This window comes from Dactylosporangium sp. CA-092794, assembly GCF_050948465.1.
Lineage (GTDB): Bacteria > Actinomycetota > Actinomycetes > Mycobacteriales > Micromonosporaceae > Dactylosporangium.
The window spans coordinates 1,696,434-1,723,030 of the sequence record NZ_CP192044.1 but is presented as its reverse complement, the minus strand read 5'-3'; the positions used below and the strand labels follow the sequence as shown (position 1 = coordinate 1,723,030).

General features: G+C 71.8%; 30 protein-coding genes and 1 pseudogene. 5 read left to right on the top strand and 26 right to left on the bottom strand.

Going from position 1 to position 26,597, the window contains the following annotated elements:
- Positions 1-33 precede the first annotated feature (33 nt).
- The 3 genes from ACQPXD_RS07590 to ACQPXD_RS07580 form a co-directional block, all read right to left on the bottom strand.
- Positions 34-732: a magnesium chelatase domain-containing protein gene (locus tag ACQPXD_RS07590; protein WP_432836146.1), complete on the bottom strand. Its 699-nt coding sequence runs from the start codon at positions 730-732 to the stop codon at positions 34-36.
- Positions 732-1,085: a YraN family protein gene (locus tag ACQPXD_RS07585; protein WP_432836144.1), complete on the bottom strand. Its 354-nt coding sequence runs from the start codon at positions 1,083-1,085 to the stop codon at positions 732-734. Before ACQPXD_RS07585 ends, ACQPXD_RS07590 begins: the two co-directional genes overlap by 1 nt.
- 147 nt (positions 1,086-1,232) lie before the next feature.
- Positions 1,233-2,180: a bifunctional helix-turn-helix transcriptional regulator/GNAT family N-acetyltransferase gene (locus ACQPXD_RS07580; RefSeq protein WP_432836142.1), complete on the bottom strand. Its 948-nt coding sequence runs from the start codon at positions 2,178-2,180 to the stop codon at positions 1,233-1,235.
- A 161-nt stretch (positions 2,181-2,341) separates the two neighbouring features.
- On the opposite strand from ACQPXD_RS07580, the gene ACQPXD_RS07575 reads away from it, so the two are divergent.
- From ACQPXD_RS07575 to ACQPXD_RS07560, 4 genes are all read left to right on the top strand, one after another.
- Positions 2,342-2,563, top strand: a complete 222-nt coding sequence (locus ACQPXD_RS07575) for a hypothetical protein (RefSeq protein WP_432836141.1) — start codon at positions 2,342-2,344, stop codon at positions 2,561-2,563.
- Positions 2,560-2,925: a hypothetical protein gene (locus ACQPXD_RS07570; RefSeq protein WP_432836139.1), complete on the top strand. Its 366-nt coding sequence runs from the start codon at positions 2,560-2,562 to the stop codon at positions 2,923-2,925. Before ACQPXD_RS07575 ends, ACQPXD_RS07570 begins: the two co-directional genes overlap by 4 nt.
- Positions 2,926-3,603: 678 nt before the next feature.
- Positions 3,604-4,515 carry a tyrosine recombinase XerC gene (locus ACQPXD_RS07565; RefSeq protein WP_432836137.1) on the top strand — a complete coding sequence of 304 codons (912 nt, stop codon included), beginning with the start codon at positions 3,604-3,606 and terminating at the stop codon, positions 4,513-4,515.
- Between the two features lie 159 nt (positions 4,516-4,674).
- Positions 4,675-5,838, top strand: coding sequence for an aminotransferase class V-fold PLP-dependent enzyme (locus ACQPXD_RS07560; RefSeq protein ID WP_432836135.1), 1,164 nt, complete (start codon positions 4,675-4,677; stop codon positions 5,836-5,838).
- 310 nt (positions 5,839-6,148) lie between these two features.
- Here the strand turns inward: ACQPXD_RS07560 and ACQPXD_RS07555 are convergent, their stop codons facing one another.
- On the bottom strand, positions 6,149-6,736 hold the full coding sequence (locus ACQPXD_RS07555; protein ID WP_432836133.1) for a murein hydrolase activator EnvC family protein: 588 nt from the start codon (positions 6,734-6,736) through the stop codon (positions 6,149-6,151).
- 121 nt (positions 6,737-6,857) lie between these two features.
- On the opposite strand from ACQPXD_RS07555, the gene ACQPXD_RS07550 reads away from it, so the two are divergent.
- A complete protein-coding gene (locus ACQPXD_RS07550) occupies positions 6,858-7,040 on the top strand; it encodes a hypothetical protein (RefSeq protein WP_432836131.1) in 183 nt (60 codons plus the stop codon).
- 33 nt (positions 7,041-7,073) lie between these two features.
- On the opposite strand, the gene ACQPXD_RS07545 is transcribed toward ACQPXD_RS07550, so the two are convergent.
- The 22 genes and pseudogenes from ACQPXD_RS07545 to ftsY all read right to left on the bottom strand — a co-directional run bounded on the left by ACQPXD_RS07545 (position 7,074) and on the right by ftsY (position 26,557).
- Entirely contained in the window at positions 7,074-7,394 is a 321-nt protein-coding gene (locus tag ACQPXD_RS07545) for a DUF2469 domain-containing protein (protein WP_033357832.1), read from the bottom strand.
- Positions 7,391-8,137: a ribonuclease HII gene (locus tag ACQPXD_RS07540; protein ID WP_432836129.1), complete on the bottom strand. Its 747-nt coding sequence runs from the start codon at positions 8,135-8,137 to the stop codon at positions 7,391-7,393. The genes ACQPXD_RS07545 and ACQPXD_RS07540 overlap by 4 nt, the downstream gene beginning before the upstream one ends.
- A gap of 2 nt (positions 8,138-8,139) precedes the next feature.
- Entirely contained in the window at positions 8,140-8,601 is a 462-nt protein-coding gene (locus ACQPXD_RS07535) for an NUDIX hydrolase (protein ID WP_432836127.1), read from the bottom strand.
- Between the two features lie 21 nt (positions 8,602-8,622).
- Positions 8,623-9,264, bottom strand: coding sequence for a signal peptidase I (gene lepB, locus ACQPXD_RS07530; protein WP_432836125.1), 642 nt, complete (start codon positions 9,262-9,264; stop codon positions 8,623-8,625).
- Between the two features lie 21 nt (positions 9,265-9,285).
- Positions 9,286-10,101, bottom strand: a complete 816-nt coding sequence (gene lepB, locus ACQPXD_RS07525) for a signal peptidase I (protein ID WP_432843697.1) — start codon at positions 10,099-10,101, stop codon at positions 9,286-9,288.
- 739 nt (positions 10,102-10,840) lie between these two features.
- Positions 10,841-11,203 (bottom strand): 50S ribosomal protein L19, encoded by a 363-nt coding sequence (rplS, locus tag ACQPXD_RS07520; RefSeq protein ID WP_432836123.1) that lies wholly within the window; start codon positions 11,201-11,203, stop codon positions 10,841-10,843.
- A 130-nt stretch (positions 11,204-11,333) separates the two neighbouring features.
- Complete coding sequence (gene trmD, locus ACQPXD_RS07515; protein WP_432836121.1) at positions 11,334-12,050, bottom strand: tRNA (guanosine(37)-N1)-methyltransferase TrmD; 717 nt, start codon at positions 12,048-12,050, stop codon at positions 11,334-11,336.
- A complete protein-coding gene (rimM, locus tag ACQPXD_RS07510; protein WP_432836119.1) occupies positions 12,047-12,652 on the bottom strand; it encodes a ribosome maturation factor RimM in 606 nt (201 codons plus the stop codon). The genes trmD and rimM overlap by 4 nt, the downstream gene beginning before the upstream one ends.
- 4 nt (positions 12,653-12,656) lie before the next feature.
- Positions 12,657-12,914, bottom strand: coding sequence for an RNA-binding protein (locus tag ACQPXD_RS07505; RefSeq protein ID WP_033357826.1), 258 nt, complete (start codon positions 12,912-12,914; stop codon positions 12,657-12,659).
- On the bottom strand, positions 12,889-13,353 hold the full coding sequence (gene rpsP, locus ACQPXD_RS07500; RefSeq protein WP_432836117.1) for a 30S ribosomal protein S16: 465 nt from the start codon (positions 13,351-13,353) through the stop codon (positions 12,889-12,891). Before rpsP ends, ACQPXD_RS07505 begins: the two co-directional genes overlap by 26 nt.
- Positions 13,354-13,560: 207 nt before the next feature.
- Positions 13,561-14,184, bottom strand: coding sequence for a DUF402 domain-containing protein (locus ACQPXD_RS07495; RefSeq protein ID WP_432843695.1), 624 nt, complete (start codon positions 14,182-14,184; stop codon positions 13,561-13,563).
- Between the two features lie 29 nt (positions 14,185-14,213).
- Positions 14,214-14,864, bottom strand: a complete 651-nt coding sequence (locus tag ACQPXD_RS07490) for a DUF402 domain-containing protein (RefSeq protein ID WP_432836115.1) — start codon at positions 14,862-14,864, stop codon at positions 14,214-14,216.
- 332 nt (positions 14,865-15,196) lie between these two features.
- The gene (locus tag ACQPXD_RS07485; RefSeq protein ID WP_432844386.1) at positions 15,197-15,337 is read right to left on the bottom strand and encodes a hypothetical protein; all 141 of its coding nucleotides are present in this window, start codon (positions 15,335-15,337) and stop codon (positions 15,197-15,199) included.
- A 30-nt stretch (positions 15,338-15,367) separates the two neighbouring features.
- Positions 15,368-16,311 (bottom strand): annotated as a pseudogene (locus ACQPXD_RS07480) (IS110 family transposase); the annotation flags it as partial.
- A gap of 198 nt (positions 16,312-16,509) precedes the next feature.
- A complete protein-coding gene (locus ACQPXD_RS07475) occupies positions 16,510-16,869 on the bottom strand; it encodes a hypothetical protein (RefSeq protein WP_432836114.1) in 360 nt (119 codons plus the stop codon).
- 206 nt (positions 16,870-17,075) lie between these two features.
- On the bottom strand, positions 17,076-18,173 hold the full coding sequence (locus tag ACQPXD_RS07470; RefSeq protein WP_432836112.1) for an amidohydrolase family protein: 1,098 nt from the start codon (positions 18,171-18,173) through the stop codon (positions 17,076-17,078).
- 172 nt (positions 18,174-18,345) lie between these two features.
- Entirely contained in the window at positions 18,346-19,884 is a 1,539-nt protein-coding gene (ffh, locus tag ACQPXD_RS07465) for a signal recognition particle protein (protein ID WP_432836110.1), read from the bottom strand.
- Positions 19,885-20,293: 409 nt separating this feature from the next.
- Positions 20,294-22,549, bottom strand: a complete 2,256-nt coding sequence (locus tag ACQPXD_RS07460) for a [protein-PII] uridylyltransferase (protein WP_432836108.1) — start codon at positions 22,547-22,549, stop codon at positions 20,294-20,296.
- A 27-nt stretch (positions 22,550-22,576) separates the two neighbouring features.
- Complete coding sequence (locus ACQPXD_RS07455) at positions 22,577-22,915, bottom strand: P-II family nitrogen regulator (RefSeq protein ID WP_432836106.1); 339 nt, start codon at positions 22,913-22,915, stop codon at positions 22,577-22,579.
- Between the two features lie 27 nt (positions 22,916-22,942).
- The gene (locus tag ACQPXD_RS07450; RefSeq protein WP_432836104.1) at positions 22,943-24,319 is read right to left on the bottom strand and encodes an ammonium transporter; all 1,377 of its coding nucleotides are present in this window, start codon (positions 24,317-24,319) and stop codon (positions 22,943-22,945) included.
- Between the two features lie 174 nt (positions 24,320-24,493).
- Positions 24,494-25,282 carry a phosphotransferase gene (locus tag ACQPXD_RS07445; RefSeq protein WP_432836102.1) on the bottom strand — a complete coding sequence of 263 codons (789 nt, stop codon included), beginning with the start codon at positions 25,280-25,282 and terminating at the stop codon, positions 24,494-24,496.
- A gap of 87 nt (positions 25,283-25,369) precedes the next feature.
- Positions 25,370-26,557, bottom strand: coding sequence for a signal recognition particle-docking protein FtsY (gene ftsY, locus ACQPXD_RS07440; protein WP_432836100.1), 1,188 nt, complete (start codon positions 26,555-26,557; stop codon positions 25,370-25,372).
- Between the last annotated feature and the right edge of the window lie 40 nt (positions 26,558-26,597).

The window sequence follows — 26,597 nt, the reverse complement described above, 5'->3', positions numbered from 1 at the left end:
AGGCGCCCGGTTCGCGGGGGTTCGCCCCGGTTCTCAAAGGGGGTAAAATCCGGGGTTGGTCTTGCCGGCACCCGGAGGACCGAACATCGCCACGTGGTGCCGGCCGGCCGCAGCAAGCTCGATGACCCGGCGACCTCGTTCCTGGCCCAGCACGTCTGCGAGGTCGAGTACGGCGGTATCTGGTGGCGGGGTCTCTGCGACGGGATCGAGCAGGCTTTCGGCGCCGTAGAGATAGCCGATGATGCGGCCCAGGGAGTCGGTGGCCAGGACCTCGATGTCGGGCACGAGGCGGGCTTCGGCGACATTGGCCAGGGGTACCACCGCGGAACCGACGCCCGCTCGGCTGGCGGCCAGGACCGCCGGTAGCACGCCGCGGACCGGGCGGACCGTGCCGTCCAGGCCCAGTTCGCCGAGGACGACCGTGTCGGCGAGCCGGGCGATCGGCAGGTCCGCACCGGCGGCGAGGACGGCGAGCGCCATGGCGGCGTCGAAGCCCGAACCGTGTTTGCGCACGTGGGCGGGGAGCAGGTTGACAGTGATGCGTTGCTGCGGCCAGTACGCGCCGGAGTTGTGGACGGCGGCGCGGACACGGTCGCGGGCCTCACTGAGGGCAGCGTCCGGCAGGCCGGAGACGACGAGGCTCGGCAGGCCGGGCGTCACGTCGGCCTCGACGACGATCACCTCACCGGCGACGCCGTGCAGGGCCACGGAGCGGACCTTCGCGTAGCCCATCAGAACGCTCCGCGCAGGTGCTGCACGGCGATCGAGCGGCCGACCAGCACGCTGATCACGTCGAAGCGGACCCGGTCGTAGCGCACGTCATTGGTCGCCAGCCACATTCGGGCAAGGTTGCGCAGGCGCCGGACCTTGGCCGGGACCAGCGCCTCCGCCGGCGTGCCGTATCGGACACTGCGGCGGGTCTTGACCTCCACGAACACCACGTCGGCGCCGTCGCGGGCGACCACGTCGAGCTCGCCGGCCCGGCTGCGCCAGTTGCGGTCGAGCAGCACGAGTCCCTGTGACACGAGGTACCGGCAGGCGAGGCGTTCGCCGAAGCCGCCGACGAGCTGGTTGTGGTTCGTCATGCGGGCGACTCTGGCGCGTCCGGATGATCAATGCGGCGGATTGAAGATCAATCTGTGGATAACCGAGTGCTTGTGGATTAAATCGGACACGTTACTTGACTTTGGTATGGGGCGGGATTGCGGTGCTGGTCGAACGGGTTGGAGCCACTACTGGGCCGGATTCAAAAATTTCAGCCGCCAGTCCTGATGGACCAAATGATCTTGTCCGTACGCCGGCCTGCGCTCCTCGCGATCGAGCACGAACCCGGCGCGCTGATAGAGCCGGCGTGCCTCGGCGAGGACATCGTGGGTAAACAGGACCATCTCCTGATAACCGGCGCGTCGGGCGAACCGGATGCACTCGTCGACCAGCCGGCCGCCGACGCCCATGCCGCGCGCCTTCGGCTCGACCAGCAGCAGCCGCAGCTTCGCCGCGCCCTCGCTCGCGCGGACGCAGAAGATCGACCCGACGGGCTCGCCGTCGACCTCGGCGATCCAGGCCCGATCCCAGCGCGGATCGCGCGACTGCAGGTAGTCGGCGACGATGCGCGCGACCATCGCCTCGAACTCGTCATTCCAGCCGTACTCGGCGGCGTAGAGCGCTCCGTGACGCTGGACGACCCAGCCGAGGTCACCCGGGCCGGGCTCGCGCAGCACGACGGCCGGCCGCGCGGGCGCGCGCTCACCGAGGACGGACTCGATCGCGTTCATGGCCCCCACCAGCCGCCGCTGGTCCGCCTCGGTCGCGTTCGCCAGCAGCACCGCCGCCTGCGCGTCCGAGCGCCGGGCCAGCTCGATCTGGGCCGCCCGGCCGGCGTCGGTGAGCCTGATGCGCTGCTTGCGCGCGTCCGCGTCCGAGCGCTCGCGTACGACCAGGCCGTCGCCTTCGAAACGGCCCAGGATGCGGCTGAGGTATCCGGCGTCCATGTCGAGGCTCTGCCGCAGGTCCGCCACGTCCAGCGCGGGCGCGGGCGCGGGCGCGGCGCCCAGCTCGTACAAGACGCGCGCCTCGGCCAGCGAGTAGGGCGAGTTGAGCAGACCGGCCCGCAACACGCCGATCAAGTTCGTGTAGAAGCGGTTGAACCGCCGCACCGCAGCCACCGTATCGATAGTCATAGTTGACATCGTCATGGTTTTCCTTGACTCCGTCAACATTTGCCGAAAGCCGGGCGACGTGGCGTCGTAACTCCGTGGAAACGCCGTTTCGTCAGGCTTGCCCTATGTCGCTACGTCTCGTAATCGTCGAACTTCCCGACCGGCCCGGATCACTCGGCCAGGTGACCACCCTGCTCGGCCGCCTGGGCGTGGACATCCGCCAGATGAGAGTGCTGAACCGGGACGGCGCGGTGGCGACGGACGAGTTCGTGGTCAGCGTGCCGGGTGCGGTCATCGACCGGTCACTGCCCGCACTTCTGGAAGAGATCCAAGGAGTTCGGGTCGTGGCGATGGAGACGACCGATGCCGATAGCGGGATAGCGGGCGCTATCGTGGCGGTATGAATCCTCCCGTCGCCGTCGACAAGCTTGTCAGGCTGCTCGAGACGCTCACGCCCGACGACCGTCAAGAGATCACCGCCTGGCTGCTCAACCGGACCGCGCCGGCGAGCATGGCGTCCCTGCTCGCCAGCCCGGAGTTGCGCGGCCGGTCCCTGCTCGGCATGCCGAGCCTTGGCCCCGAGGCAAGCCATGGCACGCTCGGCGGGAGTCTGCCGGTCGGCGAGGAGAGCCAGCTGGTGACCTTCCGGCTGCCGGCCGAGCGGCACGCGGAACTTCGCGCCTGGTGCACCGAGCACGGCTTCACGATGGCCGCCGTGGTGCGCGGGCTGATCGAGCGGTTCCTCGAAGAGCAGCAGCGCCACTGACTCCGTGGCGGGTCTCCGTCCGGCGCTCGCCCCTGACGCCGACGCGCGGACGCGTCCTTGTGGCCGCGACGAGCGTCGGGGGCCGCGGAGGCAGTTCGATTGGTCATCGCCTGCGCTGAGGACCTCACCCGGGCGCGGGCGCCCTGCCCTGCCCTGGGCTGGCTTGCGGCGCAGGTCGCTCCGTTACGGCACCCACGCGCGGACGCGCCTCAAGGTCACGCGGTTTGCTGCATCGACGGATCGACCTGCCAATCCCCGTCGTGCCTGCCCGGGTTCGCGCGAGGCGCGGCGGAGGGTCGGCGGTGCGCTGCGACGCCAATCGACGGCGAGGCTGGCACCATCGTGCGGAGGCGTAGCTTCCGGTCCCGTTCCGGGACTCGCGCGACCGAGCGGAGGACTGGTGTGGTGACCGCAGCGCAGGACGACGACGAGCCAGCGCCGCGCACAGGCGGCCACGAAGCCTCGCACCCAGGCACAGACGCCCCGGTGAGCCGAACCGCCCGGACGCATGGGCGCACAGGCGCAGGCACAACCTCGCGCGGAGGCGCGGGCGCGAGCAGAGACAAAACCCGGCGCGGAGGCACGGGCGCGGCCTCACGCGGAGGTGTTGGCTCATCCTCACGCGCGGGGGCGCCGGTCAGCGGTAGGGCGGATGCGACCGCAGCGGGGACCGCGGAGATGCACGAGCGGCTGCCTGTGGCCATGCGGGAGGCGGTGGACGACTTCGCGCGGTACCTCGCGGCGGAGCGGAACCGGTCGGTGCACACGGTACGGGCGTACGTGGGCGATGTCGTGTCGCTTCTCGACCACGCCGCGGCCGGGGGCGCGCAGGCGCCCTCCGAGCTCACACTGGTGATGCTCCGCGGGTGGCTCGCGCGGAGGCGGGCGGCCGGGGATGCCAGGACCAGCCTGGCCAGGCACGCGGCCGCCGCGCGGACGTTCACCGCGTGGGCGCGGCGGGAAGGGCTCGTCGAGGTCGACCCCGGCCAGCGGCTGGCCAGTCCCAAGGCGCACCGGGACCTGCCGAGCGTGTTGCGGGCCGAGCAGGCGGAGGCGCTGGTGACGTCGCCGTCGGGCCGCGTGGACGCGGCGGGGCTGCGCGACCGGGTGGTACTCGAACTGCTGTACGGCACCGGGATTCGGGTCAGCGAGCTGTGCGGGCTCGACCTGGGCGACGTTGACCGGATGCGGCGGGTGGTGCGGGTCGTCGGCAAGGGCGACAAGGAGCGCGCGGTGCCGTACGGGCTGCCGGCCGACGACGCGCTGACCGCCTGGCTTCGGCACGGGCGGCCGGCGCTCGAGGGCGCGCAGAGCGGCCAGGCGCTGCTGCTCGGCACCCGCGGCGCACGGCTGCAGCCGGGGGCGGCGCGGCGGATCGTCGACCGGTACGCGCGGGCGGCCGGCCTGCCGCACACCTCGCCGCATGACCTGCGCCACTCCGCCGCGACACACCTCCTCGAAGGCGGTGCGGATCTGCGGTCGGTGCAGGAGCTGCTGGGGCACGCCTCGCTGTCGAGCACGCAGATATACACCCACGTGTCGATCGAACGGCTGCGCAGCGCGTACGAGCAGGCGCATCCGCGCGCATAGTGTCGCCGGCGGAAGGTGCGCGCCGGCGGCGGGCTGATTGCGCAGGGCCAGCGGCGGAACGGCGGAGGGGCGGCGGCGGACGTGCGGCGAGGTGGGTGAACGGGCACTGTCCGGGCCATCCGACGCCTCCGGGCGGGTGGGAGCCCTAAGATCGTTGATGTGTCCGTACCCGAGCCGCTTCCGGGCGCGCGGCTGCTCTTCTCTCACGATGCAGCCGTCGCGCACCTGAACCACGGGTCGTTCGGGATGGTGCCCATCACCGTTCAGCGGGCCCAGCAGCGGCTTCGGGACGAGATGGAGGCCAACCCGCATCGGTTCTTCGCCGTCGGGCTAGAGGAGCGCATCGCGCACGTGCGGCGCCACCTCGCGGCGTTCGTGGGAGCGGACCCGGACGGCACCGCGCTGGTCGGCAACGCCTCCACGGGCACGTCGGTGGTGCTCGGGAGCCTGCCGCTCGGTACCGAGGACGAAATCGTCACGACGGATCACGGCTACGGCGCCGTTGACCTGGCCGTCGCGGCGGTCTGCCGGCGGACCGGGGCCGTTCATCGGGTCGCGCGGGTGCCGCTGGCGGCCGACGACGCCACCGTCGTCGGGGCGGTGCTGGAGGCGGTCACGGCCCGGACGCGGCTGCTGATCGTCGACCACATCACCGCCGCGACGGCCCGGGTGTTTCCGGTGCGGCGGATCGTCGCGGCCGTGCGGGAGCGGTGGGGCGACCGGGTCGCGATCCACGTGGATGCCGCACACGTGCCGGGCATCCTCGACCCGGCGGTGCTGGAGATCGGCGCGGACTTCTGGGTCGGCAACCTGCACAAGTGGGCGTTCGCGCCGCGCGGGACCGCGCTGCTGTCGGTCGCGCCCGCGCGGCGGGCACAGGTGCGGCCCCTGGTGCTGTCATGGTCGACCGAGGCCGGCTTCCCGGCGAACCTCGAGTGGCTGGGCTCCCACGACTACACGCCGTGGCTCGCGGCGCCGACCGGGCTGTTCGTGCTGCGGTCGCTGGGGATCGAGGCGGTACGGCGCCACAACACCGCCCTCGTCGAGCACGGGCAGCGCGTGATCGCGGACGCGATCGGGGCCGAGCTGCCGCCCGCGACCGGGCTGCCGATGGCGTTGATCCCGCTGCCCCCGGGCGTGGCGGCGGAGCCGGCGGCGGCGATCGCGCTGCGACGGCGGATCTCGGACGAGCTCGCCGCCGAGGTGGGGCTCTCGGCCTGGCGCGGACGCGGATACCTGCGCGTCTCGGCTCACGTGTACAACCGGCCCGAGGACTACCAGCGGCTCGCCGACGGGCTGCCGGCGCTGCTCGGACGCGCCTAACCGCGCGGAAGCGCACGCGGCATGCCGACATGGGCCGCAGCGCAAACCCGACCTGGGGGCGGGGCGCGGAAGCGCGGGGCGCGGACGCGCGGGCGCGGACGCGCGGGGCGCGGAAGCGCGGGGCGCGGAAGCGCGGGGCGCGGAGCGGGGCGCGGGCGCCGAGGCGGCACGGGGCGCCGGTGCGGGGCAAGGGGCGGCGAGGGTGCGCGAGGGCGAAGCGCGGGCAGGGCGGCCATCGGCGGGGCTGGCCACCTCACGGGGACGAGGGCCACTCACACGGGAATGAGGGCCACCTCAGGGGCAGACCGGGCTACGTCACGGGTAGGAGCCGCACACGGGAGCGCTGCAGCAGGCTGAGCGGATCGAGGTACACCCCCTCGTCAGAACGAAGGCCCCAATGCAGGCACGCGGCCACCGGACACTGCGGATGGCCCGGTCTCAGGGTGCCCAGCTGCGTCCCGGGCGAGACGGCCTGGCCCGCCACCACCGTGGGTGCGACCGGCTCGTAGGTGGTCCGCACCCCGCCCGGATGCTCGACGCTCACCACCGGCCTGCCGCCCACCATGCCGGCGAAGACGACCGTGCCGGGGCCGGCGCTGCGGACGAGTTGGCCGGGCACGCCGGCCAGGTCGACGCCGCGGTGGCCGGCCGCGTAGCGGTCCGACGGCGGCTCGAAGCCCCTGGTGACCGTCACCGGGCCGTCGAGCGGCGCCTGGTACCGCGCGGACGCCGTCCCCGGGGCGGACGAACCCGGGGACGAAGGAGACGCGGCCGGGTCGGCGGGTGGGGCGGGCGGCTCGGCCCGGGCGGAGCGGGCGGCGGCAACCGCGTGGCCGGCGGCGACGAGGACGGAGGCGGCAAGGGCAAGGAGTCCGGCGCGGAGCAGTCGCTTCAACATGGCGGGCAGCCTGGCGCATGCGGGCGGCCGGCGGCAAACCGGACCTGGCTATCCTGTGGATAACCGAAGGGCCTGTGGATAACCCCCGCACGGCGGGCGGCGACATCGGGAGGAAACCGGCATGAACGCGGTGAAAGCGGCGCTCGTCGTCATCGGGCTGATCGTGATCGGGATGATCGCGTGGTCGCTGGTCAAGCTGCTGTTCAGCCTGGTGCTGTACCTGGTTGTCGGGGCGCTCGTCGTGGGCGGGGCCTGGTATCTGTACACCCGCTACGGCAGGCCGTCGCGGACCCGGCGCTGGTAGCGAATTCCGGGTCCGCGTGGCGCTGGTGCTTGATCAGCCGCCGAAGCCGTTGTCCGGCAGCGAGATGTCGGGCTTCTCGAGCTCCTCGACGTTGACGTCCTTGAACGTCATCACCCGGACGTTCTTCACGAACCGGGCGGGCCGGTACATGTCCCAGACCCACGCGTCGTGCATCTCGACCTCGAAGTACACCTCGCCGTCGGAGTTGCGCACGTGCAGGTCGACCTGGTTGGCCAGGTAGAACCGGCGCTCCGTCTCCACCACGTAGGAGAACTGGCGGACGATGTCGCGGTACTCCCGGTAGAGCTGCAGCTCCATCTCGGTTTCGTACTTCTCGAGATCTTCGGCGCTCATCGCGGTCCGCCTTCCATAGCCACATTGTCGCCCACTTGCGCCGGAACCCGTGCGGCCTCGCCGGGCGCCACGCCGACGTTACCGCGCCTTTGCTCCGGACGCCCCACCGCCGCCACGTTCGCGTAGGAGAAACGGTGCTCGCGGCACGGCCCGTGCGCGGTCAGCGCGGTCTGGTGGTCCGGCGTCGAATAACCTTTGTGCTCGTCGAACCCGTATTCGGGATACGACTCGTGCAGCTGCCGCATGATCCGGTCCCGGGTGACCTTCGCCACCACGCTGGCCGCCGCGACGCACGCGGCGACCTGGTCGCCCTTCCAGACAGCGAGGCCGGGGACGGCGAGGCCGTCGACCCGGAAGCCGTCGGTGAGCGCGTAGTCGGGCTGGACGGCCAGGCCCGCGAGGGCGCGGCGCATGCCGGCCAGGTTGCACACGTGCAGGCCCCGGCGGTCGATGTCGCCGGGCGGGATGATCACCGCGGACCACGCCTCCGCGCGCCGGACGACCTGCTCGTAGACGCGCTCCCGGGCGGCCGGGGTGAGCAGCTTGGAGTCGTTGAGCTCGTCGATCTCGCCGCGGCGGCCCTGCGGCAGCACGACGGCGGCGACCACGAGTGGCCCCGCGCAGGCCCCACGGCCCGCCTCGTCGGCCCCGGCGACCCGGGCGAACCCGCGCCGCTGCAAAGCCCGCTCCAGGGCCCACAGGCCCGCTGCGCGGTGCACGACGGTGCGCGGAGGCGCGAGCATGCTCAGCCCACCTCCCGCAGCAGTTCGCCGAGGTCGTCGGGGTAGAAGCGGTCGGACGTGGCGGCGAGGTCGCCGGCCGACCACCAGCGGGCCTCGTCGACGCTGGCCGCCTCCTCCGCGCCGAGGTAGGTGAATTCCGGGGTGAACCCCGCGTCCGCGCGCACGACGAAGAACGATTGCCGTTGGGAGTACCACTGGCCGTCGAACGGGAATCGCACGACATCGGCGCGCACGGGGCCGGCGAGGTCGGCGGCGGTGATGCGCAGCCCGGTCTCCTCGAACACCTCGCGCACGGCCGCGTCGGCGAGCGACTCGCCCGGCTCCAGGCCGCCGCCGACGGTGAACCAGTACCGATGCTCGGGCCGGGCCGGGTCCCATCCGCGCAGCAGCAGCACGCGCCCGGACGGGTCGAGCAACAGCACCCGGGCTGCCGTGCGGTCGATGCCTGCCGCCGCCTCCGTCATACCGACGAGACTACGGCGTTCTCACTTCGACGTCGGATCCGGCACCTTGTCGTATGTGTCCGGCACGCCGAGCCATTTCGCGCGCGAGAAGGGCCAGAAGACCACGAAGGCGCGGCCGATGACGGCGTCCTCGGCGATGGTGGCCTGGTTGGGATCTTTCGTGCGGATGAAGTTGTACCGCGAGTCGCCCGACCGCGACCGGTGGTCGCCCATCACCCACAGGCGGTCCTTGGGCACCGTGACGTCGAACTGTTCCTCGCTGGGCAGGTCCTGCAGCCCGTCGGGGTTGGCGTAGATGTAGGACTCGTCGAGCGGGGTGCCGTTGACCGTGATGCGCTGCTTGTCGTCGCAGCACACGACGTGGTCGCCGCCGACGGCGATGACCCGTTTGATGAAGTCCTCTTCGGACGGGTCGTTGCGCCACGAGTCGGGGGCGGTGAAGACGATGACCTCGCCGCGATGCGGGGATCGGAAGTCGTACACCAGCTTGTTGACGAGCACGCGATCCTTGATCAGCAGCGTGTTCTCCATCGACTCCGACGGGATGTAGAACGTCTGCAGGACGAAGGCCCGCACCACGACGGCGACGATGATCGCCACACCCAGCAATACCGGCAATTCGCGCCAGAAGGTACTGGGCTTTTTGGTCTGCTCGTCAATCACGCCCTGAAGGGTACGTGTTCCTCACCATCGGCGACGCCTCAACCGCTCCTGACGCGCCGAACGGGTCGAAAGCGTGAGGGAAATCGCGATAGGGGCAACTATCATATCCGGGACTATTGGCGCAACCGGAGCGCGGTCGACAATCGGCCCGGGCGGCCCCAATGCCACCGGTTTCGGCACGTTTTTGAACGTATCCGGTACGGACAGCCAGCCCCACCTGCCGCTCGGCCACAGGATCACGAATGCCCGGCCGATCACATTGGCGATCGGGACCTGGCCTTGGCATCGCGAGTCCTGCGACACGCCGCGGTGGTCGCCCATCACGAACATCTGGCCGGCCTGGACCTTCACCGGGCCGAACCGGCGCGCCGTGCACTGTTTCGGGTTGGGGGCGGCGTCCAGCGGCGAGTCCTCGTACAAGTACGCCGACTCATCGAGCGGATATCCATTGACGGTGACGCGCCCGTCGACGTCGCAGCACGCGACGGTGTCCCCGGGCAGCCCGATCACCCGTTTGATGAAGTCCTTCTCGCCCGGTTGCGAGAAACCCACCAGATCCCCGACGGTACGACCCAGCTCGGCGAAGAACCCGGCGTCCTTGTCGACCTGATTCTCCGGCGCCCACGTGTCGGGGCCGGTGAAGACCACGATCTCGCCCCGCTCGGGCTCCCGCACGTCATAGAGGACCTTGTTGACCAGCACGCGGTCGCCGACGAGGAGGGTCTCCTCCATCGAGCCCGACGGGATGAAGAACGCCTGGACCAGGAACGTGCGGATGAGCACGGCCAGGCAGAAGGCGACGATCAGCAGCAGCGGCAGCTCCTGCCACAGCGGCATGTTCTTGCGCTTGCGGCGGACCTTGCTGCGCCACGACGACGCGGAGTCGTCGGTGTAGCCGCGCGGCCGGGCGCGGGAGCCCGACCCGCTGCCGCGCTCGCCTCGGTCATAGCTGCGTTCGTGCCGCTCGCCCCGGTCGCGGCGGTCGCCGTAGCCGGGCTCGCCGTAGCCGCCGTCCTCCTCGAACGCGCGGTCGCGCACCAGCGGCGGCTCGTCGGCGTCCCAGCGGTTGCGGCGGGTGCCGTAGGGGTCGTCCCAGGCGCGGCTCGGGCGGTTCCAGTCGCGGTCGTACTCCCCGGCGCGGTCGCGCCCCGGGCGGCCGTAGGCGCCGGGGGCGGGGGTGGGGCCGGGGGCCACGTCGCGGCGGTCGTAGACGTCGCGGTCGTCGCCGCGGGTCCAGCCGCCGTCGTTGTCCCGCTGCTCCTCCGGCGCGTCCGGGCGGCCCGTGGGGCCCGTGGGGCCCCAGTAGTCGTGCCCCGGGTAGCTCACGCCACCGAAAGGAGGTTGCCTACGCTGATCGCCCGCCTGGTCTAGGGGGCGGCTGCGTGGGTGTATGTCGTCGGCGCGATCGTCGTAACCATCGCGTCCGTAGGGGTCGCTTGCCATTGGCGTCAGCCTAGATGCACAAGACCACTTTGGGGAGCCCAGCTCCGCTTGACCGAATCACCCGGTCTGGGACGTGACAGAGGGAAGGGAACGCGCGCGACCCTTCCCGCCGAAGACCCACCGGACGACACGATCAGCTGGCGCTGACCTTGGTCTCGCGCTTCTCCTTGATCTTGGCCTTCTTGCCCCGCAGGTCACGCAGGTAGTACAGCTTGGCGCGGCGCACGTCACCACGGGTCACGACCTCGATCCGGTCGACGGCCGGGCTGTTGACCGGGTAGGTGCGCTCGACGCCGACGCCGAAGCTGACCTTGCGAACCGAGAAGGTCTCCCGCAGGCCGGCGCCCTGGCGACGGATCACGACGCCCTGGAAGACCTGGACCCGGGACCGGTTGCCCTCGACGACCCGGGCGTGCACCTTGATGGTGTCGCCGGCACGGAAGCTCGGGATATCGGTCCGCTGCGACTGTGCGTCCAGCGCGTCCAGCGTGTTCATCGCGGCTGTTCCTCGTCACTCAAGGCACGCCCGATCTCCGCGGCGCGCGAGGGTTTGTGATCATGGGTGCCCGGCCCATCAGCCCGCGGCAACCTCACTACTTTGCCACATCGACACGCCGAACCTGAAATCAGGCCCCTTGATCGGTACCGCGTTCCCGCTCCCGCAGCGCCGCGATGAGGTCCGGCCGGCGCTCGGCGGTGCGCTTGAGCGCCTCCTCGCGCCGCCACCGCGCGATCCGGCCGTGGTCGCCGGAGCGCAGGATCTCGGGCACGTCCAGGCCGCGCCAGCTGGGCGGTTTGGTGTACATCGGCGCCTCCAGCAGGCCGTCGGCGTGCGACTCGTCCACCAGCGAGTCGGCGTTGCCGAGCACGCCCGGGAGTAGCCGGGTGACCGCCTCCAGCACCACCAGGACGGCGACCTCGCCGCCGAAGAGCACGTAGTCGCCGAGTGATATCTCGCTCACCCGCATCCGCGCGGCGGCGTGGTCGAAGACCCGCTGGTCGATGCCCTCGTACCGGCCGCAGGCGAAGAGCAGGTGCGCGTCCGCGGCCAGGGCGCGCGCGGTCGCCTGGGTGAACGGTGTACCCGCCGGGCTCGGAACGATCAGGTGCGTGTCCGGGCCGGCCAGCTCGTCCAGGGCCTGGCCCCACGGCTCCGGGCGCATGACCATGCCGGGCCCGCCCCCGTAGGGGGTGTCGTCGACGGTGCGGTGCACGTCGTGGGTCCACCGGCGCAGGTCGTGCACGGCCAGCTCGAGTGTGGCGCCGGCGCGCGCCTTGCCAATCAGCGACAGGTCCAGCGGTGCCAGGTAGTCGGGGAAGATCGTGACGACGTCGACCCTCATAGGTCGAACAGTCCTTCCGGCGGGGTGATCACGATGCGGCGCCCGGGCACGTCGACCTGCGGCACGATCTCGCGCACGAACGGCACCAGGCCGGTGCGCCCGTCGGCGAGCCGCACCACGAGCAGGTCGTGCGCGGGCGCGTGGTCGATGCGCAGCAGTTCGCCGATGCGCTCCCCCGCGGCGTCGACCACGTCGAGGCCGATCAGCTCGTGGTCGCTGAACTCGTCCGGATCCTCGCTGGCCGGGATCGAGTCGCTGTCCACGCACAGCAGGACGCCGCGCATGTCCTCGGCGAGGTTGCGGTCGTAGATGCCCTCGAAGACGACCAGGAGGCGGCCCTGGTGCGGGCGCACCGACTCGATGGTCAGGGTCGGCGGCGGCCACTGTGCTTCCGGGGCCTGGGCTGCGGGGCTCGCAAGCTCGCTCCTCGCACGGGCCGCAGCACCCTGGGCACTGGTCTGCAGGTGCCGGACCGCCGTCGAGTCGGTCTGGACGACCGACCCGACGGCGAAACGCTCTGCCGGCGCATCCGTGCGCACATCCACGACGACCTCGCCCCGGACGCCGTGCGCGCGGATGACCTGACCGACGACGAGGAGCATGCGGTCAGTATGCGTCGACGATCTCGACGCGCACGCCGCGGCCGCCGATCGACGTGATGACCTGGCGCAACGCCTTGGCGGTGCGCCCGCCGCGCCCGATCACCGTGCCGAGGTCCTCCGGGTTGACCCGGACCTCCAGCCGCTGACCGCGGCGGGAGTCGACCATGCGGACACGGACGTCGTCGGGGTTGTCGACAATGCCCTTGACCAGGTGCTCGAGCGCCGGCCGCAGCACGTCAGGCCTCCTCGCCGGCGCCGGCACCGGACTGCTCCTCCGCCTGCGCGGCCGGAGCCTCGGCCTCGGCCTTCTTCTTCGGTTCGGCGGCCTTCTTCGCCGCCTTCGGCGCCTCGGCAAGGCCGGCGGCGGCCTGCGCCTCGGCCTCGTAGGCCGCACGGCGGTCGGGCGCTGCCGCGGCCACCTTCAGCGGCTCGGCCGGGGCGGGCAGACCCTTGAACTTCTGCCAGTCGCCGGTCTTCGACAGGATGGCCTGCACGGCCTCGCTCGGCTGCGCGCCGACGGAGAGCCAGTGCTGGACGCGGTCGGAGTTGACCTCGATACGCGAGGGCTCCTCCTTCGGGTGGTAGAGCCCGACGAACTCGATCGCCCGACCGTCACGCTTGGTGCGCGAGTCGGCGATGACGATGCGGTACTGCGGGTTGCGGATCTTGCCCATCCGCAGGAGCCGGATCTTGACGGCCACTTGGTTGCTCGCTCCTGGATCTGTTGGAAGCCGAGCGACCGCCCGGACACCGTGGGGATGGTGCCGTCGGCTGCTCTGTTGGACTGGCGCGACGCCGGGTTAGAGGGCTCGGACGCACACCGGATACCAGCAGTCCATTGTGCCAGACCCGCTACCGTGCGCAAAAACGCGGGGGGTACACCCGGGTTTTCGTCCCCGGGCGCTCACTCAGCGCAGCGGCGGCCGGTCCCAGCCGGGCAGCAGGCCCGGAATCTCCCAGCCGGCCGGCGGCATGAAGTCCGTCCAGGTGCCGTCGAACGGGAAGACGCCGGCCTCGATCTCCTTGACGACGCGGCGGCCTTCCTCGCGTACCGCTTCCTCGTCAGCCACCCAGTAGTGCTCCGGGATCGCCAGCCGCTCGAGGAACTCGTCCTCGTCCTTCCACTGCCAGCTGCGGTCGGGCGCGACGAGGATGTCGAGGTCCTCGTCGGTCACGTCGACGCCCGCCGCGCCGCCCGGGTCACTCCAGCGGATGGCCGGCCTTTCGAGGTTGACGTACCACCCGGTGAACCCGTCGGCGTCGTCGCGGAACCACCACACGGAGTGGGCGGGGTCGCCGGGCCGGTGCAGCTTGAGCACTCCCGGCCCGTTCCAGACGCCGTGCTTGAGGCTGGTGCCGAGCGTCACGTACTCGGCGAAGGGCATCGCGCGCATTCCCCGCCCGTCGCCGGACACCTCGCTGACCACCGGCGTGTGTCGCGCGATCCACAGCAGCAGCCCGCGCTCGTCGTCGACCACCACGCGGGCCGGCCGCACCCAGCCGAGCCGCCCCCGGCGCACGTTGCGGTGCATGATCACCTGTCCGGGCGTGAACACGACGCTCAACCGCGCTCCCTCGGTCGGTCCCAGCCCTCGGTCAAGGGCTCGGGGATGGTCCACCCGGCCGGCGGCCGGAAGTCGGTCCAGGTCCCGTCGAACGGCCACGCCCCGGCCTCGATCGCCGGCAGGACCGCGCGCCCTTGCGCCCACACGGCGTCGGGGTCGCTCACCCAGTACGCGTCGGGGAAGGCGAGCCGCTCCTCGAACTCGTCCTCGTCCTTCCAGCCCCACCGCCGGTCCGGCCACACCCAGATGTCCAGGTCCTGGTCGGTGAGGTCGATCCCGGCGACCCCGCCGTCGTCCCAGGAGACGCCGCTCTCCTCGAGGTTCACGTACCACGCGCGGAAGCCGCCCTGCGGGTCGAAGAGCCACCACACCGAGTACGCGGCCCCGCGCGGATGGAACTTCAGCGTGCTCGGCCCGCGGTACACATCCTGGATGATCTTCTTGGGCGTCTCGATCCAGTCCCGGAACGGCATGTCACGCGGCCCCAGGCCGTCCTCGCTCACCTGACGGATGATCGGACTGCCGGTGGCCAGCCAGAGCCGGGTGCCCTGCTCGTCGTCGGACACGACGCGGGTCAACGGCGCCCAGACCAGCGTGTCGTGAGTGAAGTGCCGGTGCAGGACCGGTCTTCCGGGACGCAGCGGCACGGCTGTGATTGTATCGGCTCGCGACCACCCCGCGGTTTCCTGCCGCTTCCGCGCGCCGGAATGAACAGCATCGCCGGTGACGTCCGCTGGCGTGGTGTCTGCGGTGGCCAGCTCCTGTTCGTGCTGGTCGATGATGCGGCTTGATGATGCGGCCGCCAGCGGCCGCCGCAGGCTGGGCGTCGATGGCCACCGAGCGGTCCTGGGCGCCGGCCCTTGGGCGGCGCGGCGGGGCGGACCGGCGCGGACGTCGCACCGGGCGGGCGCAACCTCCGATCCGTGCGGCCGGGCCGGCCCGGGCGGATGAAAGTCTCCGTGATCTGTGAAGGGTTTTGTCAAGCGTCGACGGCGTTGGCTTCCAGGAAGCGGTAGAGCTGGCGGATGGCGTAGCGTTTGAGGCATCGAAGGATTTCTTTGTTGGAGAGGCCTTCGGTGGTGCGGCGGGTGACGTAGTCGCTGGTTGGTGGGTGTTTCATCCGCCGGCGGGCGGTGACGATGGTGTGCAGGGCGGTGTTGAGGGCGCGGTCACCGCCGCGGTTGAGCCGGTGCCGGACGACCCGGCCGGAGCTGGCTGGTAGGGGCTGATCCCGCCGATCGCGGCGAACGCGGCCTCGCTGTGGATACGGCCGTGGTGGGACCAGACGGTGAGCAGGGTCGCGGCGGTGACCGGGCCGACGCCGGGCTGGTCGAGCAGGCCGGGACAGGCCTGCTTGACCAGCCCGCGGAGCTGTTTCTCGGCCGCGGCGATGGCCCGGTCCAGCTCGGCGATGGTGGCCGCGGCCCGGCGCAGGGCCTGCAGCCGGACCCGGGTCTCCAGGTCGGCGGCCGGGTCGTCGGGCAGGCCCGCCACGGCGCGGACCTGCCGGGTGGTAGTCAGCCCGCGCAGCGTCTCGCGCAGCTGCCCGGCGCCGAGCAGCAGCGATTTGAACAGGTTGACCGTGGCGGTGCGCACGTCGGAGTCGTGCCGGCGGGTGACCAGCAGCATCCGCAGCGCCTCCCGCCGGCCGTCGGCGCGGGGTTCGGCGTGCCGGGCGGCGGGGTCCCGCTCCACGGCCTGCGCGGCCAGGGCGGCGTGGGTGGCGTCCATCGGGTCGGACTTGCCCCGCCGCCGGCGGGCCGGCTCGGGTTTCACGGCCTCCACGACCCGGTACCCGGCGGCCTGCAGGTGCCGGGTCAGGCCGTGCCCGTGCGAACGGGTGCCCTCCACCGCCCAGAACATCCGCTGCCCGGCCGGGATCTGCCGCTGCGCCCAGGCCTGCACCTGCGCGTAGCCGGCCGGGGTGGCCGGGACCTCGGTCTGGGCCAGGACCGCACTCACCTCGTCGACCAGGGTCGCGGTGTGGGTGTCGGTGTGGGTGTCGACCCCGACCACCCACGCGGTGGACACAGCCCGGCCGCCCTGGCCGGCGGGCGCTGCCCGGCGACGCCGGCCCCGACGATCTGTCACCATGGTCATTACGGTGGTTCCTTCCATGAGCGCTGCCGTTGCAACGGCGTCGGCCCGGGAACACGGTGCTGGCCATGGCACATCTGTGATGAGTCACGTGGTTGAGCACGGACAGGCTTCTGATCAGGCCAAGGGACAGCGAGCTGGGCCGACGCCGGTGACCTTGTCGACACGTCATGCGAAAGACACACCACACGGTGGTCAGATCACGGAAGAGTCATCCAAGATCACCGGCATCGAACCTAGCGGATCACGAACCCCGGGCCCGATCACCTTCCCTATAGAAGCGTCATGATGCTCGCGTTGACCGAACCACCGGTTTGCCATGATCCCGGAACCTTTCGGTACACGGGTGTACAGGTTTGTTCCGTGATCATGAAAAACCGTTGGTGTCGATGCCCGGATGCGCATGATCACGGAGACTTCCGGCCCCTGCGCCGTGCCGCACCGGACGGGTGGAACGTGATCGCCGAGCGCAGTGCCGGGACGCGCAGACCCGCCGCCACCGGCAGGCGGGCCTGGCTTGGGCGAGCTCATCAGGGCCCGGCCGAACGCGAGCATCTGCTGCTCGCCGCCGCTGAGAGACCCGGGCACCGCGTGGCCGCCGACGGGCAATGCGGCCAGGGCCAGCGATGCCGGTCCCCGGGCGCAGGGCGACTAGGCGACTAGGCGACTAGGCGACTAGGCGACTAGGCGACTAGGCGACTAGGCGACTAGGCGACTAGGCGACTAGGCGCGCGGACGCGACATCGGAAGGGGCGGACGCCTCAGCGGATCACCCGGCCGCGGAGCACGATACGGCGCGGGCGGAGGAGCGTCGTGAGGTCGATCCGGGGATCCTCGGCGTAGACGACCAGGTCGGCCAGGCCGCCCTCGACCAGGCCGGGGAAGCCGAGCCACGCGCGGGCGCCCCACGAGCCGGCATGCAGGACCGCCTCCGCGGGCATTCCGGCCTCGCGGTGCAGCAGCAGCATCTCCTCGGCGGCCAGGCCGTGGTGGATGCCGCCGCCGGCGTCGCTGCCGACATAGATCGGCACGCCCGCCTCGTGCGCGGCGCGGACCACGGCCGGGAAGCGGTCACGCAACGCGAGCATGTGCCGGGCGTAGCCCGGGAACTTCTCCTCCGCCTGCTGCGCGATCTCGCCGAACGTGGCGATGTTGATCATGGTCGGCACCAGGGCCGTGCCGCGGCGGGCCATCTCGTCGATGTCCGGCTCGGCCAGGCCGGTGCCGTGCTCCACCGAGTCCACGCCGGCCCGGACCAGGGCGGCCACCGACTCCTCGGCGAACGTGTGAACCGCCACCCGGGCGCCGGCGGCGTGCGCGGCCGCGACCGCGCCGGCCATCGCGGCGACGTCCCAGCCGGGCGCGAGGTCGCCGGTGCCGCGGTCGATCCAGTCGCCGACGAGCTTCACCCAGCCGTTGCCGAGGGCGGCCTGGCGGGTGATCTCTCCCGGCAGGTCCGCCTCGCCGACCTCGACCCCGAGGTCGCGCAGGTACCGCTTCGGCGGCGCGACGTGCCGCCCGGCCCGCACGAGGCGGGGCACGCCGGGATCGTCATCCAGGTCCGGGTACGGGATCGGGGACCCGGCGTCACGGATCGCCAGGATGCCCGCGTCCCGGTCGACGACGGCGACCGACCGCGCCTCGTCCACGCTCTCCGCGGGCCGCCCGCCGTAGCGAATGCCGAGGTGGCAGTGGGCGTCGACCAGACCCGGGAGGATGTACCCCTCGTCGGCGACCGTCAGCGCGCCCGCGACCGGCGTGAACGTGATGTGGTCGCCGACCAGCCACAGGTCGCGCCGCTCCCCCGACGGCAACAGCGTCCCCCGAACGTGCAGCGCGGGCGCGGACGCGCCGGCCACGGACGACCCGAGCGCGGACGCAGACCGCGCGGACTTCGACGGCTCAGGCCCGGACGGAGCCGGCCCGAGCACGGACGGCATAGGCGAATGCCCGGGGCGTTGCGACGTCGGCGAGGCCTGTGTCGGGGCCGGGGTTGGGACGGCGGCCGCGCCTCCGGGCGCGGCGGGAGGCTCAGGCGTCCTTGTCACGCTTCTGCAACTTCGAGAAGTCGAGCTTCGGCAGGCGGAAGCCGGGCGGCATACCGGCGGCGTTGGGATCCATCGCGGCCGGGTCGAAGCCGGGCGGGAGCTGGGGCATGCCGCCGCCGAGGCGGGGCTGGCGCACGCCGCCTCCGTTGCCGCCCTTGTTGCCCTTGCGCTTGTTCTTCGGCGACTTGGTGGCCTTGCGACGGCCGCCGGGCAGGCCCATCATGCCGCCCATCTGCTTCATCATCTTCTGCGCGTCGGCGAAGCGGGTGAGCAGTTGGTTGACGTCGGTCACCGAGACGCCCGAGCCGTTGGCGATGCGCACGCGGCGGGAGGCGTTGAGGATCTTCGGGTTGGTGCGCTCCTTGGGAGTCATCGAGCGGATGATCGCGGTGACCCGGTCGAAGTGCTTGTCGTCGATCTCGGCGAGCTGGTCCTTCATCTGGTTCATGCCGGGCATCATGGCCAGCACGTTGGCGATCGGACCCATGCGGCGCACGGCCTGCAGCTGCTCGAGGAAGTCCTCCAGGGTGAAGTCCTGGCCGCCCATGAGCTTGGCGGCCATGCGCTCCTTCTCGTCGTCCGCGAACGCCTGCTCGGCCTGCTCGATGAGGGTGAGCACGTCGCCCATGCCGAGGATGCGCGAGGCCATCCGGTCGGGGTGGAAGACGTCGAAGTCCTCGAGCTTCTCGCCCGTGGAGGCGAACATGATCGGCTGGCCGGTGACGTGGCGCACCGACAGCGCGGCGCCACCGCGCGCGTCACCGTCGAGCTTGGACAGCACGACGCCGGAGATGCCGACCCCGTCGCGGAACGCCTCGGCCGTGGTCACCGCGTCCTGGCCGACCATCGCGTCGATGACGAACAGGACCTCGTCGGGGTCGACGGCGTCGCGGATGTCGGCGGCCTGCTTCATCATCTCGGCGTCGATACCGAGGCGGCCGGCCGTGTCGACGATCACGATGTCGCGCATCTGGCGCTTCGCGTGCTCGATCGAGTCGCGGGCGACCTCGACGGGGTTGCCGACACCGTTGCCGGGCTCGGGCGCATACACTTCCACGCCCGCCCGGCCGCCCAGGACCTGCAGCTGGTTGACGGCGTTGGGGCGCTGGAGGTCGGCGGCGACGAGCAGCGGCTGGTGGCCCTGCGCCTTGAGCCAGCGGGCGAGCTTGCCGGCGAGCGTGGTCTTACCGGAACCCTGCAGACCGGCGAGCATGATCACGGTCGGCGGGTTCTTGGCGAACTGCATCCGCCGCGCCTCGCCACCGAGCGTCGCCACGAGTTCCTCGTGAACGATCTTGATGACCTGCTGGGCCGGGTTGAGCGCCTGCGACACCTCGGCGCCCCGGGCCCGCTCCTTCAGCCGGGCGATGAACGCCTTGACCACGGGCAGGGCGACGTCGGCCTCGAGCAGCGCGAGCCGAATCTCCCGCGCGGTGGCGTCGACGTCGGCGTCGGTGAGCCGGCCCTTGCTCCGCAGCTTCGAGAAGATGCCGGAAAGCCGGTCACTCAGGGTGTCAAACACGACGGATCCGTCCTCGGTGTAGGAGTCCCTTGAAGGGTACGCGACCGCGCGCACCCCGTCGCGGCCCGCGGCGCGGCGCCTCCGCGCGCACCGCCCGGTGGAAGACCGCCTCGTGCACCTTCAGCGCCTCCGCGCGCATCGCCGAACCCCGGCCCCGCGAGATCAACACCGCGTCCGCGCGGAGGCACCGCCGCGCGGAGGCACCGCCGCGCGGAGGCGCGGGCGCGGAGACGACGACGTGGGGCGCGGAGACGCGGGCCCGGGACGCGTCGGCGCAATCCCGGACGCCGTGTGGCTGAGTGCCACGGACGCGAGCGCGGGCCACGGTGGCGCGGACGCGGGGCGGCGCGGACGCGGGAACAGGGCCCGAGGACGCGGCGGCGGAAGTGCGCGGGCGCGGGGAACGGGGTCAGGACGGCGTTGCGGCGCGCAGGACCGCGGCCTCCACGCGGGCGCGGGCGTCCGCGTCCCAGGTGCCGGCCAGGTAGAACGCGTCGACCACGTCGCCGCCGAGGGTGGAGATGCGGGTTGAGCGGACGTCGGCGCCCGCGTCCTCCAGTGCGCTCGCTACCCGGAACAGGAGGCCGGGGGTGTCGGTGGCGCGCAGCTCGAGGACCGTGGCGTCGGTGGCGGCGGAGGCGGGCTGCCAGACCACGCGCGGGGGCGCCGTGGTGCCGCGGCGGGTGGAGCGTTCGCGGGCGGCCAGGCGTTCGGCCACCGGGAGATCGCCGGTCACGGCGCGGCGCAGGTCGCTGACGACGGCCTCGCGGTCGATGTCGCCGCCGTAGCGGGGCTGGACGGCGCAGACCATCTTGGCCAGGCCGTCGACGGTGACGGTGTCGGCGGTGACCACGTCGAGCCGGTGCAGGGAGAGGCAGCCGGCCACGGCGGCCAGGAGGCCGCGGCGGTCGGGGGCGGTGACGGCGACGGAGTCGGTGTCGAGGCGTACGGCGGGGAGGCGGTCGGGCAGCTCGAGGGCGACGGCCGGGGACGGGGGCGGGGCCACCACGCCGGTGTCGAGGGCGCGTTCGACGTGGCGGACGAGCTCGGCGATGAGCCGGCCCTTCCAGTCCGACCAGGCGGCCGGGCCGGTCGCGGCCGCGTCCGCGCGGGCCAGGGCGTGCAGCAGGGCCAGGGTCGAGGGGTCGCCGACGGCGGTGGCGACGGTGGCGATCGTCCGGGGGTCGGAGAGGTCGCGGCGGGTGGCGGTGTCCGGCAGGAGGAGATGGAGCCGTACCACCTTCTCGACCTGGGCGACGTCGGCGGGGCTCAGGCCCAGGCGGGCGGCCACCCGGGCGGCGATTGGGGCGCCGACGATGCTGTGGTCGCCCGGCAGGCCCTTGCCGATGTCGTGCAGGAGGCCGCACAGGACGAGCAGGTCGGGGCGGTCGACGTCGCGGGCGAGGCCGGCGGCCTGGCGGGCGGTCTCGACCAGGTGGCGGTCGACGGTGAACAGGTGGACCGGGTTGTGCTGCGGCAGGCTGCGCACCCGAGCCCATTCGGGCAGCCAGTTGACGACCAGGCCGTACCGGTCGCAGGCCTCCCAGACCTCGATCATGGACGGGCCGCTGCCGAGGATGGTGAGCAGAGCGTCGCGCGCGGGGGCGGGCCACGGGCCGGGGACGGGGCCGGCGAAGCCGCCGAGCCACTCCAGGGTGGCGTGGGCGATCGGCAGGTCGGCGCGGGCGGCGGCCGCGGCCACGCGCAGGGGCAGGGCCGGGTCGGGGCGCGGGGTGACGGCGGCGCGGGCGAGGACGACCTCGCCGTGCTGTTCGACGACGTCGCGGGCGAGGGGGCGGCGTTCCTCGTGGCCGCGGCCGGACGGGGCGGCCCAGCGCTCGACGGCGCGCCAGGCGTCGTCGCTGGCGTAGGCGATGGTGCGGGCCGCCTCGGCGATGCGCCGCAGCACCTCGTCGCGGTCGCCCAGGTCGAGCAGCTCGGCGACCTCGTCGCGGTCCTGGGCGAGGAGGCGGTCGACGCGGCGCCCGCGCACGGCGTGCAGCGCGTCGCGGACGTCGAGCAGGGTGCGGTGCGCGCCGCGGACGGCGGGGCGCGGGCCGTCGGCGACGCCGGCGAAGCCGATGCCGCGCAGTACCCCGAAATCCCGCAAACCTCCGCGGGACTCCTTGACGTCGCCCTCCAGCAGGAACGCCAGTTCGCCGTGAGCCTTCCAGCGCTGCTGGGTGATGCGGCGCAGGACGGGGAGCAGGTGGCGGGCCTCGCGCCGCCACTGGGCGACAGCGTCGGCGTGCAGGGTGGCCAGGAGCTCGGCGTCGCCGGCGATGAGGCGGGCGTCGAGCAGGCCGAGGGCGACCTTGAGGTCCTCGCGGGCGAGGGTGAGGGCCAGCCCGGGGCTGCGGGTGGAGTGGTCGAGGGCGAACTTGGCGTCCCAGATCCGATACCAGATGCGGCTGCCGAGCTCGTCCGCGGCCGCCTCGTCGCCGGGGCCGCCCGCGTGGAGGAGGACGAGGTCGAGGTCGCTGCGGGGGGCGCACTCGCGGCGGCCGAGCCCGCCGACGGCGACGAGCGCGGCACCCGAAGTACCCCCGCCGGCATCTGAAAAGACTTTCGAAAGCCATTCGTCGATGGCGGCCGAACGCTCGGCACGCGCGTCGGCGCCCGCCCCGGTGGAAAGGACCGGAGCGGGCGCCGACGGTTGTGTCATGTGTTGAGGATAGGGATCAGCGTCGGCTTAGAGCGCGTCGAGCCCGCGCTCGCCGGTGCGGACCCGGACGACCTCTTCGACGGAGGTGACCCACACCTTGCCGTCACCGATCTTGCCGGTGCGGGCAGCGGTCACGATGGCATCGACGACCTTTTCGAAATCGAGCTCGTCGGTGACGATTTCGACCCGGATCTTCGGGACGAACTCCACCGTGTACTCCGCACCGCGGTAAACCTCGGTGTGGCCCTTCTGACGGCCGTATCCCTGAACCTCGCTCACGGTGAGACCCGCCACGCCGAGCGCGTGGAGCGCCTCCTTCACCGCGTCGAGCTGGTACGGCTTGATGACCGCGGTCACAAGCTTCATGCCCATTCCCTCCGACATCCCTCGACGCTATCCGGCTACCGTTTCCGACGCCGGCGCATCCGCCGGCGCGGTCTTGCTCGTGCCGACGCCGGCCAGGGCGAACGCGCCGCCGCCGCCGGTGCCCGGGGTCAGGTCGTAGGCGCTTTCCGCGTGCTCGGCGATGTCGATGCCCTCGACCTCGGCCTCGGCGCTGACCCGGAAGCCGACCGTCTTCTCGATGATGAAGGCGATAATGAATGCTACGGCGAACGAGTAGACCGAGACCATGCCGCTCGCGGCGGCCTGCGCGCCGAGCTGCTTCGCGCCGCCGCCCATGAACAGGCCGTCGTGGGAGCCGAGGCCGCCGGTGATGGCCGAGTTGAGCTTGCTGTTGGCGAAGAAGCCCAGCCAGAGGGAGCCGATCCACCCGCCGACGAAGTGGACGCCGACCACGTCGAGAGAGTCGTCGAAGCCGAAGCGGTACTTCAGGCTGACCGCCAGCGCGCAGACCACGCCGGCGACGAGGCCGAGCAGGACCGCGGCCCACGAGTCGATGAAGCCACAGGCGGGGGTGATGGCGACCAGGCCGGCGACGGCACCCGAGGAGGCACCGACCAGGGTGGGCTTGCGGTCGCGGATCCACTCGACGATGACCCAGCCGAGCAGCGCGGCGGCGGTCGCGACCTGGGTGTTGACGAAGGCCAGGCCGGTGACGCCATCGACGGTGAGCTCGGAACCGGCGTTGAACCCGAACCAGCCGAACCACAGCAGGCCGGCGCCGAGGGCGACGAACGGCACGCTGTGCGGCTTCATGCTCTCCCGCGGCCAGCCGACGCGCTTGCCCAGCACCAGTGCGACGCCGAGTGCGGCCGCACCGGCGTTGATGTGGACCGCGGTACCACCGGCGAAGTCGAGCGGGTGCAGCTTCTGCCAGATGAAACCGCCGCCCCAGACGTTGTGGGCGACCGGGAAGTACACCAGGGTGGCCCAGCCGAATGCGAACAGCAGCCATCCGCCGAACTTCGCCCGGTCCGAAATGCCGCCGCTGATCAGGGCGACGGTGATGACGGCGAACGTCATCTGGAAGACCATGAATACGTACGTCGGGATGCCGATGCCGCTGGGGTTGTCGGCGGTCGACAGCCAGAACTGGTCGATGTAGGTCTTGGAGCCGAAGTACTGGCCCAGGTCACCGAGGTAACCACCCCAGTTGTCCGAGCCGAACGACGCCGAGAAGCCGTAGAACAGCCACAGAATGCTGACGAGCCCGATGGTGGAGAAGCTCATCATCATCATGTTGAGGGTGCCCTTGGCACGGTTCAGGCCACCGTAGAACAGCGCCAGACCCGGCGTCATGAGCAACACAAGCGCAGTCGATACCAGCAACCACGCGGTGTGGCCGGTATCGATGGTCGCTTCAGGCACGCTGGCCTCCTAGTAGTCGGATTCCTCCCTCCCGACCTTCGAGGCAGCGTTGCCCTTCAGCCGGTTGCGCGAGAGCTTCCAGGGCTCACGTTTCACGCACCGGCGCTGCGCGGTTTCTACCGCGTCACGGCATGTTTCCAGCGTGTGAAGAAACCCTCACGCGCCGGATACGTCCTATCGGAGTGCATATTCCAGAGTATGCCGCTCGTAGTCGATAAGCCGCAGGTCACGCACGGGGCGACGGAGATGTCCCTTGTGCACGATCCGCACGAACGCGGGATCGCCGGCGGCCGCCATCCGTCGAATTCCCTCGATGTGGTCGACGATCCGTTTCCGGATGACGCGCACGAGGCGATGACGGTCCCGCGGGGTCAGGCCGTAGGCGTCGGCGAACATGCGCAGCCGGCGGGGCCGGTTCGGGCGTTTCCAGCCGAGGGTGTACGAGTCACGATCGGAGAACAGCGGGACCCACGTCCACGCGGCGTATGCCACGTCGTAGATCCGCGCGCCGGGTGAGGCCAGGTCGAAGTCGATCAGCGACAGCGTGCCGTCGGGCCGCCAGATGACGTTGTGCGGAGCGGCGTCGTGGTGGCAGATGACCTCGGTGTCCGGCGGCGGGGGGCCGAACGAGCGCCACACCGCGTTGGGCGGGGGGCGGAAGCCGACCTGCGCGTCGTGGAACATCCGCAGCATCGTCGCCACGGTGACCATCGCCTCGTCGGTGACCCAGTGCGGAGCGAGCGGATACTCCCCGCACTCGCCTTCGAGGTACTGCAGCACCTCCCGGCCGCGCTCGTCGATACCGTACGCGCGCGGCGCGCCGGTGAACCCGACGTACTCGAGGTGGCGCAGCAGCGCGTGCACCGCGGGCGTCCAGGGGCCCGCATTGCGGCGCACCGTGTCGCCCGAGCGCACCACGACGGAGGTGTTCCCGCCGTGGAGCGGGATCTCCTGCTGCGTCACGTGATCGTCCTTCGTTGGCCTGGCTGCTGGTTTCCTGTGGCCGCGTCGCGGCCCCGGGGACTTACCGTCCCAAGGTACCGTCCGAGATTACGCGTCCGCGCCAACGAGGGCGTCGACGAACTGTCGGGCATCGAACGGAGCGAGGTCGTCGGGGCCCTCGCCGAGGCCGACGAGCTTCACCGGAATGCCCAGTTTGCGCTGGACCGCGATGACAATGCCGCCTTTGGCCGTTCCGTCGAGCTTGGTGAGTACCACGCCGGTGACGTCGACCACCTCGGTGAACACCCGCGCCTGCTCCAGCCCGTTCTGGCCGGTCGTCGCGTCGAGGATGAGCAGGGTCTCGTCGACCGGCCCGTGCTTCTCCACGACCCGCTTGACCTTGCCCAGCTCGTCCATCAGGCCGACCTTGTTCTGCAGCCGGCCCGCCGTGTCGATCACCACTGTGTCCACACCCGCATCAATACCCCGTTTGACGGCGTCGAACGCCACCGAGGCCGGATCCGCGCCCTCCGGGCCCCGCACGACGTCGGCGCCGACCCGCCCGGCCCAGGTGGTCAGCTGCTCGGCCGCGGCCGCGCGGAAGGTGTCGGCCGCGCCGAGCACCACCGTGTGACCGTCCGCGACCAGCACCCGCGCGATCTTTCCGCAGGTCGTGGTCTTGCCGGAACCGTTGACCCCGACGATGAGCAGCACGGCCGGCCGTCCGTTGCGCGGCGACGCCGCGAGGGAGCGGTCCATCGCCGGCTCGAGCGCCGCGACCAACTCGTCGGAGAGCATGCCGCGCAGCTCGGTCGCGGTGGCGGTGCCGTGGATCCGGGCGCGTTCGCGCAGCTTGGCGACGATGTCGGTGGTCGCCTGTACGCCCACGTCGGCGCCGATCAGCGTCTCCTCGATCTCGTCCCAGGTGTCGTCGTCGAGCTTGTCCCGGGACAGCAGGGCGAGCAGGCCCTTGCCGAACACGTTCTGCGACCGCGACAGCCGCGCGCGGAGGCGCACCAGGCGCCCGGCGGTCGGCTCCGGCGCCTCGATCTCCACCCGCGGCGGGGCCTCGACCACCGGCGGCTCGACCACCGGCGGCGCCTCCGGTCTTTCCAGCACCGTCGTGGGCGCCTCGGCAGTGGGCGCCTGCTCCGCGGGCTGCTCGGGCGCCTCGCGCTCCGTCGGCGGAGCCGGCGGCAGCGTCGGCGGCTTGCCGAATCGGGGCGAGACAAGTGCCAGGACGGCCCCGACCACCACGACGAGCAGCACCAGGCCGAAGACGATGTACGACTGCATGGCAGGAATCCTCCCAGACGACGCGGCGCTCGGCCTGCGG